We start from the raw sequence: 11,467 nt of genomic DNA, 5'->3' as shown, positions 1-11,467 counted from the left end.
TATTCCGGGCTTTTATTTCACCGATCATCAACCCATGATTTGCTGGAAAGGAAGTGGGTTCGAATTTTTTAAAGTGCAGGAGCGCAGCATGCAAGGCATGAAAATGTATACGGCCGAATTGAAAAAAGACAACAGTACCTTATATACCGCGTGGTGGTACGAAAGCCGTTCCCGCCGCAGCAGTAGCCAGCTCGAATGGAGATGGGATGCTCTCTGCAGCGGGGATCATTATTATCTCATTAATATTACGGTAGAAAAAAAGGCATTGCTCGAACAAAAAATCAACGACTTACTTCAGGCACACCTTATTCAGTGATGACTTCCGTTTCTTCTTTATGCCGCGGCTGATAATACAAATAGAAATAAGCAAGTATTAAAATACCAGATACAAAAGGAATCAACGCCAAATGTTTATAGGTAATATCGCCCGTAATCACCAGGGTATCAAAATGGAAAAACTCACTGATCATCCAGTACGAGTTCGCCGCAATCCAAACGGTGATGGCTACGTTGTGGCATAACTCCGACACAAACTGCCGGGTGCGCCATGCAATCACAATAGAGATAATCAGGGTAGGAAAGATCATGGCAAAGCCCAGTGGCTTCCAGACCATACACCAGCTGATATCTTTCAATAGCCAAAAAACAATATGCAGGTTTTCCATCTTACGGTAACTTAAAGGAATAGAGTATACCGGTGATGTAGATGCTTGCTTGCTCATGTGTGTAGTTCAGTTAATTTTACCTGGTTGAAATAGGGCATAAAGATATTCTTTATCTTCGTCATACACCAGCTTAACTCCGGCTATGAATGATTTTTACTGGAATTACCAGCACACAAAGTTTCATGGTATCAACTGGAACCCCGAAAATTACGAACGGGTAATGATCATCGTACACGGGATAGGGGAGCACATCGGTCGTTATGATCAGGTGGCCGCATTTTTTATGAAGGAAGGTTTTGCCGTCATCGGGATCGATCATTATGGCCATGGTAAAAGCGATGGTCCCAAAGGTGGCTCCAAAGGGTTTGAATTTATGTTTGATTACCTGCAGGAATTCCTGGCCTATGTAAAAGATACCTGGCAGAAGCCGGTGGTGATGTATGGGCATAGTATGGGCGGCGGTGTACTAACAGGTTTTTTATTAAAACGGCAGCCGGATATTCAGGCAGCAGTGATTTCTGCACCGGCATTGATCATTGGTACGCGGCCCGGCGCTTTGCTGAAAGGCGCACTGAAAGTATTGAGTGCTGTAGCGCCCAATCTCCGGATCAACCAGGGCCTCGATATTAATAAAATCTCACATGATAAGGAGGCGGTAGAAAAATTTAAAGCAGATCCCCTGCGACACGATAAACTGAGTTTACGACTGGCCAATGATATGATCCAAAATGGCGCCTGGTGCTTGTTACACGCCAACGCACTAAAGGTCCGCTCCTTACTGATTCATGGCAATGCAGATGAATTTACTGCCGTAGAAGGTTCCCGCTTGTTTGCACAACGCGCACCCGCTACACTGCTCACTTACAGGGAATGGGAAGGTATGTATCATGAAATGCACAACGAACCCGATGCACGGGATGTTTTATTGTTTGTAGCCGGTTGGTTGAGTAATGTGAGATAATTAGTAATTTTGGTTTACAATTTAATAATTATGAAAATCCAAGGCTCTATCAAATGGCTTTTGCCGGCTATTGTCATGTTTTTTGGCACCAAAGTATCCGCTCAACAAATCGACCTCGGCGCACGGGGTGGTATCAGTATTCCGAATCTCACTGCTGGCAGTGGTGAAGAAACCCCTCTCAGTAAAGGTTATAGCTCCAGGCAGGGGCCCGACTTCGGTATTTTCGGGGAATACCATATCAGCAAACTTTTTTCTATCGAAGCCATGATCAACTACTCTTCACAGGGCGGTAAGAAAAATGGTTTCCAGGCATTTCCAGTGCCGGCAGACAAGGCAACACAGTTACCTCCGGGGACTACTTACCTCTACGCAGATTTCAAAAGTCAGGCGAAATTCAATTACCTGATGGTCCCAATCCTGGCTAAATTCGGCTGGAATCTGGGTCCTAAGTCTCCACTCCGTTTGTATGTGGATGCAGGTCCTTTCTTTGGATTCCTCCTAAATGGTAAACAAGTGATCTCTGGTGGTACTTCCACTGTTTATATGGATGAAAAAAAGACCATACCATTGGGTCCCCAGGATTTCAACAGTACCGTCGATATCAAAGATCAGCTGAATACTTTCAACTTCGGTGTAAGTGGAAACGTAGGACTGGCTTACCTTTTTGGTCGTAACCAGGTATTTGTAGAAGGTGGAGGAAACTTTGGCTTCATTGATATTCAGAAAGGAAGCGCGAATGGTAAAAACAAAACAGGCGCTGCTACCGCATCTGTAGGATATGCTTATCGCATTCGTAAATAATTCATGGATGAATGTAGTTGCTGAGAAATATTTTCATCAGCAACTACATTCAAATAGTTTAAGGATTAGTAGACCATAACCCCGCTGATTTCACCAGCACTCTTCTGTTCAGCTTCAATTGCGCCACAACAAATTCGGCCAGATCTTCCGGTTGTAATACTTTGTCCGGATTACCATCCGTTAAGTGCAGGTCTTTCGCCATGTCTGTAGCAATAGTGCTTGGTGTTAACGCACTTACCCGGATATTGTGCTTCCTCACTTCCAGCATCAAAGATTCTGTTAATCCCAGCAATCCGAATTTAGAAGCACTGTAGGCGCTGGTAAGCGGCGCACCACGTTGACCGGCAGTAGAAGAAATATTGATGATATCACCTGTTTTTCTTGCTATCATATCCGGTAATACGGCACGGGTAACATAATAAACTCCCATCAGGTTTACCTGGATGATTTGCTCCCATTGTGCCGGTTCCAGTTCCAGGAAACCTCCAAATGCGGCAATGCCTGCATTGTTGATCAGGATATCAATTTCCCCGAGTTCTTTTGTGAGATGTGTAACCGCCGTATTTACCGCGTTCATGTCGCTTACGTCGGCGGTGGCATACGCCACTTTCACACCCATGCCGGTTACTTCTTTGGCCACTTCCTCCAATGAACCTGCACTACGTCCCATCAGGGCTATATCAACGCCTTCCTGTGCCAGCGCGATGGCCAGCGCACGGCCTATGCCTTTGCCACCACCGGTGATCAGGGCCTTCTTTCCTTTTAATGATTCCATATAATGCCTTCGTTTTGTTGAGAAAAAAATACCTGACAAAGGTACAAAGCTTTGTTCCAATTACAGATTATCTTCGCAGATATCCACTATATAACAGTTATCAGACCATGATAGAAATCTCCAATGAAAAACTCACCGTTGTGGTCAACCCACAGGGAGCAGAATTACAAAGCATTGTCCGTAAAGATACCGGACTGGAATATTTATGGAGCGGAGATCCCGCCTTCTGGGGCAAAAAAAGCCCGGTGCTCTTTCCTATAGTCGGCGGACTGAAAGATAATACCTACCGCTATAACGGTCAGTCATACACTCTCGGCCGCCATGGCTTTGCCAGAGAGCAGCTGTTTACCGTTACGGCGCAGGGAACAGAACATGTCAGTCTCCGTCTCTCTGATAATAAAAATACCAGGGATGTGTACCCCTTCCATTTTAATTTTACCATACAATACCTCCTGCAGGATGATCAGCTGCAGGTAACTTACCAGGTAGAAAATAAAGATGAAAAAACATTACCCTTCTCCGTAGGCGCACACCCGGCGTTCAAATTGCCATTGGTGGCAAATACTACGTACGAAGATTACTTCCTGTATTTTAATAAAGAAGAAACAACAGGCATCTGGCCATTGTCTCCCGGCGGACAAATAGAAATGGCTCCCGTACCACTGTTGCAGCACACCCATGAACTGCCGCTAAAAAAATCCTTGTTTTATCAGGATGCACTGGTATTTAAAACGCTCGCATCTACCGCTATCAGCATTAAAAGCAAGTTGACCTCACATGGATTAACACTGGCTTTTGAAGGCTTTCCCTACATGGGCATATGGGCGGCAAAAGACGCCGACTTTGTTTGTATTGAACCCTGGTGCGGAATTGCCGATAACGTAGCGGCTACGGGGGAATTGGAAGAGAAAGAGGGGATCAACCGGTTAGCTCCCGGAGAATTGTTTGAAAGAACTTGGACGGCAACGCTGTTCTAGCTTTTAGCCATTAGCTTTTAGCTTTTAGATAAATGCAATGACGATAAATTATCTAGATGTTTATCTCCGCTGCATTTACTAAAAGCTAACAGCTAACAGCTAACAGCTTAAAAATTATACCCTGCTTTCAGACCAAAGAAGCCACGGGTACCATCTTTGAACCAGGCTTCATATTTGGCTTCCACATCCAGACCAAGTACACGGATACCCAAACCCGGTGCTACCAGTCCGCCTATACCATTGTAATAGCTGCCGGTATACTGAAGCGTACCCCCTTCCAGTTTTACATACAGGATAGAAATCAGTTTGTGACGCAAGCCCAAACGGATAGGAATGACATTATAATCGGGGTAATTGAAGTTGTTGCCGTTAAGATTGCCGCTTTTACCACCAAAATGGAAGTAACTAACAGAACCCACCGCCGTAAAGCCTGCTACCAGTTTCACATCGGCACCCAAACCAATACCATATCCGGTATTGTGCGTATCATTGAAGTCGCCTACAGGAAAGCCCGCTTCAACGAAAGGTCCGATACTGAATCGTTTCAACTGCGCCTGCGATGATTGGGTACTCATGCAGATCACGAACAACATGGTTGCAAATGCCAGGAAGATTTTTTTCATAAAAACTAATTTTCAAAGGAATGGTTGACTAGCAAATTAGCCGTAAAAGTAAGGAACTAATTTTAAATGGCGCTGACCGATAAAATTTTACAGGGAATTTTAGTTTGACTCATTGCGGTTAATGATTATATGTTTGCCGGCCGGATACTGGTAAAATTATCTTCTTCAAAACAGAGAAACCTGCTGTCAAAGCAGGCTTCTCTGTTTTGAAGAAGATAAGGTATTATGAATGTTGCAAAATGGCCTCTTGTGCTAATGCAGAGGTATCTTTTTTATGATGTGAATCCTGTCCGTTGGCAGGCATCACGTCTATTTTCGGAGGAATCATTTTATATACTACGGGCGTCACTATACGGGATAACAACGTAGAGCTGATAAGGCCACCAATCAGTACTATCGCCAATGGAGCGATTAAAGGATTGGTAGATATGGCTACGGGTATCAGGCCGCCAATGGCTGTGAGGGAAGTCAGTACAATGGGCAGAAAACGTACCTCTCCTGCTTCCCGTATCGCCGCTTCCAGTGGTTTGCCCTGCATCCGCAACTGGTTGGTGAAATCTACCAGCAAAATAGTATTCTTTACCTCTATCCCTGCCAGCGCAATCAGTCCTATGATGGCCACAAAGGAAAGGGAGTTGCCGGTCAGCCACAAACCGATAGCAGCGCCTACGATCCCTAACGGAATTACCGACAGCACAATCAGCATGCTCTTGAAAGTTTTAAACTGCAGGATCAACACGGCCACAAACAGGAAGATGGTCACAATGATCACACTCATAAATCCACCAAAAGAGTTTTTCCGGCTCTCTACTTCTCCACCCATCTCGTAAGTGTATCCTGCAGGGAGTTTTAGGGCATCCATCTGTTTTACTACGTCTTCAATCACCTGGTCTGTCAGAAAACCTTTCCTGATAAAAGCACCTACAGCTACTACCCGGTTTTTTTCCTGGTGATTAATTGTTAAGGGAGATGTTTCCAGCTGTAGCTGTGCTACCTGTGAAAGCGGAATCGCGGTCCCCTGGCTGTTATTGACATACAAATCATTGAAAACGTCCATCGTTGGTTTACCCGTTTTCTGTTTGGTCAGCAGGATATCATAGTCATTGTCGTTCTGATCATTGTACTGACCCAGGTTAATACCGGATACGGCTAAACGTACTACCCTGTCAATATTGGCCGTAGGAATGCCCAGCTGCTGTGCTTTTTCACGGTCTATCTTCACCCGGATATCCGATTTTAGGGTACTTACGGGGTTGTTAATGTAAATAGTACCGGGTGTTTTTTCCAGCATCTTTTCTACACGGGCCGCCATAGAACGTAGGGTATCCAGGTTATCTCCAAACAGGCGCACTTCTACCGGGGCTACCATGGGGGGGCCCTGTTCAAAATTCTTGACTTCTACTTTAGCGCCGGGATACGGTGTCCATTTTTTGCGCAACGACTCAATCAGTTTGGTCTTTTCTGCCGGGCTGGTATGTTCGCCCAGTTGTACAAAAATCTGCGCATAGTCACTTCTTTCGTTTTCCTGTGTTTCGTTGTAATAGATGCGGGGATTACCTTTCCCGATGTTGCTGGCAAAAGATTTGATCGCCGTTTCCTGCTGCAGTTCTTTCTCTATTCGTTTTACTACCTCATTGGTATAAACGAGATTCGACTGCGGCGGCGTAAATATATTGATGAGGAACTGTGGCTTCTCAGAAGCAGGGAACAAGCTAAAGCCAATCACTTTAAACAATCCGATGGCGGCGCCAAAAATCACCAGGGATACCACCATCGTGATCACCGGGCGATGTAATGCTTTATCCAGCAATTTGGCATAACTGCCATGGATCAGCTTTTTGAGCAAACGCATAAACAAGTTGCCCTCGGGATTACCGGTATGTTCTTTCAGTAAACGGCTGGACAGGAATGGAATGATGGTCAGCGATACTGCCATAGAAGCCAGTACACTAAATATGACCGCCAGCGGGAGACTCCGGATAAAGTCACCACTGCCTTCCGGCATAAATACCAGTGGCATAAAGGAAATAACCAAAGCAGCGGTACAACCTACTACTGCCAGCCCTATCTGTGAGGTGGCTTTCAGCGTGGCTTCCATACGACTATGCCCCTCCAGCATCCATCGCTCTATATTTTCCACCACCACAATACTATCATCTACCAGCAGTCCCAATGCCACTACCAGTCCTACTATGCTCAGCTGGTTCAGGTTAAAGCCAAACAGTTGCAACAACACAATACCAATGGATAAAGACAACGGAATAGAGATCATCACAATCAACGCCGGACGCTGTCCCAGTGGCAACAGGGTAAAAGCAACGAGTAATATGGCAATAATGAAATCCTTACCTAATCCGCTCAACCGGTTATTGACGGCATCGGCCTGGTCGAAATATTGTACCAGGTCAATATTGGCAGGCAATGTTTTCTTGAATTTTTCTATGACAGGTTTGTACTGCAATTGGGTTTTGGTAATGTTTTCGCCGGACTTCTGCGCGGCGGAAACGACTACGCAACGATGACTGTTGAGTCGTACAAAGTATTTCTCATCTTCAAAACCATAATAGATCCGCGCAATGTCTTTCAGAAAAACATTTTTACCATTACCGGCAGATACAATAGTGTTGCTGATTTCATCGATGTGTTGATAATTACCACTTGTTTTGATATTGAAACTTTTCTCACCGGCATCAATACTACCGCCAGGGATATTCGCCATTTCGCTTTGGATGGCCGCCATCACGGTATTGACAGGCAGATGCAGCTGCGCCATTTTATCCAGCTGTAATTCCACCCGTACCTGTTGTTCGGGTAAGCCATGGAGTTTTACATTTTTCAGTGAGGGTACTTTTTCCAGTTCATCCTGTAATTTATCGGCGTAGTAACGGAGCTTATCACGGGAAGCATTTTCGGAGATCAGTGCAATCTGCATGACGTTTACATCGGAAGGTTCCTGCTTTCTGACCTCGATGCTGTAAATGTCTGCCGGTAAGTCTTTCCGCTTGTTATTCACTTCTCTTACCAGTTCCTGGTATTTCTGATCTACGTTGGAACTATATTTATATTCCACCCGCATCACGGCAACGCCGTCACTGATAGAAGTACGTACCCGTTTAATATCGTCCAGCCCGTAGATCTCTTTTTCCATGGGATCTACTACCAGGTCTTCCATGTCTTTAGGACTGGTGCCTGGGTATACCACGATCACGGTATATTGTGGGGCCCTCATTTCCGGATCTTCCGAGCGGGGCATATTGAGGATGGTAGTAATGCCCAGCACAATGATCATAATAAAGATCACCAGGGTGAACTGGTAATTTTTGACGGCGTAATTGGCTATTTTCATGATCGTAAATGTTATTGGATGATGCGGATAGGTGATTGGTCTTTCAGATAGGCGCTACCTGAAATAATGAGTGCCTTAGCCTGTTCCATGCCGTTGCTGATGAGCACATTTTCTTTTTCCATCCCTGAAATGGTAACGGGGATTTTCTGTGCTGTTTTATTGTCGTTGGTCACAAATACAAAACCGCTGCTGCCGTTGCCGTCCAGCAGGGCGGCATAAGGAATGCTCCAGGCGGTGCTGCCGGTGACGGCGCCTGCACTAATATGACAACGGCCAAACATGCCGGCCGCGATAGCGGCGGGCTTGCTGCCGGTGAGTTGTACATCAATGAGGAAGGTGCCGCTTTGGGCGTCAATACCTTCTGATTTACGTGTAACCATGCCCGTAAGACTATCACCCGGTACACCAGATATTTCAATGGTGGCTTTGTCTCCGTTTTTTACCTGTGCCCATTCTCTATCGCTTACGCCTACACGTAGTAACCAATGTGCACTGCTGGCGCCGTTGGTTTGCAATACGGGCGTACCTGCATTTACCATTTGTCCGCTGCTCACCAGTTTATGCAGTACATATCCATCCTGTGTAGCGTGAATAGCAGAGTAGCTACGGTTAAACTGTGTGGTACTCAGTTGCTGCCGGGCCTGATCCATGGTGGTTTTGCTGTTCTCCAGCTGTTCCTGTGTGGCTACGCTGTCGTTGTGCAACCGCATGATCCGCTGATAGTCGCGTTGTGCTTTTTCAAATGCCAGCTGATCTTTTTGTACCTGTGCATCTATTTCGGTGAGGTTCAGCGTGGCCAGCAGCTGACCTTTGCGTACCGGGTCGCCTTCTTTTACCAGGATGCTGCTGATGATACCATTTGTTTTGAAAGAAAGATATACTTCATCATCCGTTGTAAACTGGCCGGATGCATTGATAGATACCGCGGAGCCTTGTTTTGCCAGTGGCATTACCTTCACGGGGATGGTATCTGAAAGGGTAGTGGTGGCCGCCGGTTTACTGCCGCAGGAAAACAGGAGCAGGGAAAGAGGCAGCAGGAGCAATGTATTTTTCATATAAAGTATGTTTATTAGTTGTTGTTAGTATCAATATTGTAAGATGCTTCTGCACGTTCCACTGCAGCATAGGCCGTTTGTACAGAAGCCTGTGCCACGGTGGTTTGCAGCTGTGCCTGGGTGAGTTGATTCTGTGCGTCCAGTAGCTCTATATACAGCAGTTGCCCTTCTTTATACACCTTCATCTGATCGCGGTAGTATCTTTCCGCAAAAGCCAGCTGGCTTTGCGCGGTTTTGAAATTTCGTAAGGCAGTCTGGTAGTTATTAACGGTTTCGTATAGCTGTAAGCGTAGCTGATCCGTTGTTTGTGAAGCAGCGTTGGTGATGGTTTCCACATCATTGGCGGCCTGCTGGATCTTGTATTTATATTTGTGAGAAGCAAACAGGTTCCATTCCAGGCTTACCCCAAAAAGATAGTAACGGGTATCTGCATTGAAACGGGCACCGGTGCCCTGTGAGCCCAGGTCAAGAAAGGTGCTGAGCTTAGGGATCAGGTAGGAACGCTGTAGTTGTTCGTTTAACCGGTAAGCGTTAGTAGCACTTTTATATTGGGCCAGTTCTTCCCGCCCGTTGATATCATTGCCGGGCAGTTGTGCCGGGGTGATCAGCAGGTTACTATCCAGCGTCACGTTTTCTTCCAGCCCACGGTTCAACAAAAAGTTAAAGTAAGCTTTGGAATTCTGACGCGCATTAATCGCTTTGTTGATATCCGCATCGGTTTTCTCTTTCTCTGTTTGCGCACGGTATAAGGCGGTGTTATTACGTATCCCGTTGCGCACCATGCTTTCATTGATACGTATGTTTTCGTTGATGAGAGAAAGCGCGTTGTTATAAATGGCTACTGCCTGTGCGGCCTGGTAGTATTGATAGTACGCGGTTTTGATGTCGCGTACCAGTTCCCGCTTGTATACGTTTACAGCTGCCTGTTGCTGGGAGATCTGTTCTTTTTTGATCTTCTGATTATAATAGATTTCTGCATTGACGAGCGGGAGACTGGTCCGCACTTTTGCATCATAAAAGTTATCTGGATTTAATTGTACGGATACGTTGTCCAGTGATTTGAAGTTATGGCTGTTGGTGAGTTGGTTCAAACTGCTATACACCGGGTTCATGATGTCTCCGATGGGAAAGTCGATGGTACGTCCGCCGTTTGATTTAGTGTAGCTGCCGAGGAAGGCTACGTTGGGGCCGAAAAGGCTTTTGGCTTCCTGTAAAGCGAGCAACGATTTGGTGAGTTGGAAGTTTTGCTCTTTGAGCCCCTTATTGTTGCGGAAGGCGGATTGTATGTATTGATCCAGCACGGTGTTTTGTGCGAAGGAGTGGAGACCTGCCATGAGCAAGACTATTAACAATGCTCCTTTTGTGAGTGATGTGTACATAATGAACGGTGTTTATTTATACCGAAAAAAATAAAGCCAAACGGCTTCTATTATCGTTGTTGATATACTGAACAGTGTTTAATATTGGTCTTAAAAAAAAGCCGTCAAGGCTTTTTAAATGATTTCGGCGACACGTTTCATGCTCACATTTGCGCTGCTGCTATGGCTTTCCGGGTTTGGATCACCAATAAAAATCAGCTCCGCCTGTAATGAAGACGATTGACTCCGGGAAATATTTTATGCTTTCGTAAAATATTTTATGCTTTAATCATCCGCAGGTATTCCCGGATCGCTTCATCTACCACTTTCGGCATTTCTTCGTCGGATACTCTCGATACTTTGGAGCATCTGCCGCGCAGGTGAAGACTGATCAACCCATGTGCAAAGCCCCATACAGAAAGCGTGGCGATGGTAGCATCTTTAAACTTCACTACCTTTTTTTCGATACACTCCTGCATCAGATGAAATAAGCCATCATACGCCGGATCTCCGTTCTTCCACTTTTCTTCTTCCACCAGCGCATTCATAGGCGCCTTAATGATAAACATCAGGTCATACAATTCCGGATGATCCCTGGAAAATTGTACATATGCACTGGCCAGTTGCTCCAGTCTTTTGAACGGTGCATCGGCTGTAATCTTATTCTGAAATTCACTTGCCAGGGTGGCAAATGCATCTGTCTGCACATCATACAGTAGCTGGTCTTTATCCTTATAATAAAGATAAATAGTAGCGGGACTGTATTCTATTTTATCAGCGATGTTGCGGATGGACACTTTTTCATAGCCTTCTTCCACAATCATCTTAACAGCTACGTCTACAATACGTCTGCGCATCTCCGCTTTTTCACGTTCTTTTCTTTCTATTATGCCCACGTTGAATTGT

The 11,467-nt window shown here is 45.5% G+C and carries 11 protein-coding genes; 4 read left to right on the top strand and 7 right to left on the bottom strand.

Going from position 1 to position 11,467, the window contains the following annotated elements; translation table 11 throughout:
* Positions 1–316 (top strand): hypothetical protein (locus VIP81_RS30760; RefSeq protein ID WP_331971030.1); only part of this gene is annotated, 316 nt, incomplete at its 5' end.
* Here the strand turns inward: VIP81_RS30760 and VIP81_RS30755 are convergent.
* Entirely contained in the window at positions 306–722 is a 417-nt protein-coding gene (locus VIP81_RS30755) for a hypothetical protein (RefSeq protein ID WP_331971023.1), read from the bottom strand. The genes VIP81_RS30760 and VIP81_RS30755 overlap by 11 nt on opposite strands.
* A gap of 85 nt (positions 723–807) precedes the next feature.
* Here VIP81_RS30755 and VIP81_RS30750 point away from each other — a divergent pair, with 85 nt between their 5' ends.
* Entirely contained in the window at positions 808–1,626 is an 819-nt protein-coding gene (locus tag VIP81_RS30750; RefSeq protein ID WP_331971020.1) for a lysophospholipase, read from the top strand.
* Positions 1,627–1,656: 30 nt separating this feature from the next.
* Positions 1,657–2,427 carry a porin family protein gene (locus VIP81_RS30745; protein ID WP_331971012.1) on the top strand — a complete coding sequence of 257 codons (771 nt, stop codon included), beginning with the start codon at positions 1,657–1,659 and terminating at the stop codon, positions 2,425–2,427.
* Between the two features lie 58 nt (positions 2,428–2,485).
* Here the strand turns inward: VIP81_RS30745 and VIP81_RS30740 are convergent, their stop codons facing one another.
* Positions 2,486–3,202, bottom strand: coding sequence for a 3-ketoacyl-ACP reductase (locus VIP81_RS30740; protein WP_331971009.1), 717 nt, complete (start codon positions 3,200–3,202; stop codon positions 2,486–2,488).
* Between the two features lie 14 nt (positions 3,203–3,216).
* Here VIP81_RS30740 and VIP81_RS30735 point away from each other — a divergent pair, with 14 nt between their 5' ends.
* On the top strand, positions 3,217–4,179 hold the full coding sequence (locus VIP81_RS30735) for an aldose 1-epimerase family protein (RefSeq protein ID WP_331971006.1): 963 nt from the start codon (positions 3,217–3,219) through the stop codon (positions 4,177–4,179).
* Positions 4,180–4,286: 107 nt separating this feature from the next.
* Here VIP81_RS30735 and VIP81_RS30730 read toward each other — a convergent pair whose 3' ends face one another.
* The 5 genes from VIP81_RS30730 to VIP81_RS30710 form a co-directional block, all read right to left on the bottom strand.
* Positions 4,287–4,802, bottom strand: coding sequence for a hypothetical protein (locus VIP81_RS30730; RefSeq protein ID WP_331971003.1), 516 nt, complete (start codon positions 4,800–4,802; stop codon positions 4,287–4,289).
* Positions 4,803–5,025: 223 nt separating this feature from the next.
* Positions 5,026–8,148 (bottom strand): efflux RND transporter permease subunit, encoded by a 3,123-nt coding sequence (locus tag VIP81_RS30725; protein WP_331971000.1) that lies wholly within the window; start codon positions 8,146–8,148, stop codon positions 5,026–5,028.
* Between the two features lie 11 nt (positions 8,149–8,159).
* Positions 8,160–9,203, bottom strand: coding sequence for an efflux RND transporter periplasmic adaptor subunit (locus VIP81_RS30720; RefSeq protein WP_331970997.1), 1,044 nt, complete (start codon positions 9,201–9,203; stop codon positions 8,160–8,162).
* A 14-nt stretch (positions 9,204–9,217) separates the two neighbouring features.
* Positions 9,218–10,582 (bottom strand): TolC family protein, encoded by a 1,365-nt coding sequence (locus VIP81_RS30715; protein ID WP_331970994.1) that lies wholly within the window; start codon positions 10,580–10,582, stop codon positions 9,218–9,220.
* A 257-nt stretch (positions 10,583–10,839) separates the two neighbouring features.
* The gene (locus VIP81_RS30710) at positions 10,840–11,457 is read right to left on the bottom strand and encodes a TetR/AcrR family transcriptional regulator (protein WP_331970992.1); all 618 of its coding nucleotides are present in this window, start codon (positions 11,455–11,457) and stop codon (positions 10,840–10,842) included.
* Positions 11,458–11,467 lie beyond the last annotated feature (10 nt).

The organism is Chitinophaga sp., assembly GCF_036566945.1.
Taxonomy (GTDB): Bacteria; Bacteroidota; Bacteroidia; order Chitinophagales; family Chitinophagaceae; genus Chitinophaga.
This window is presented reverse-complemented; position numbering and strand designations above follow the sequence as displayed.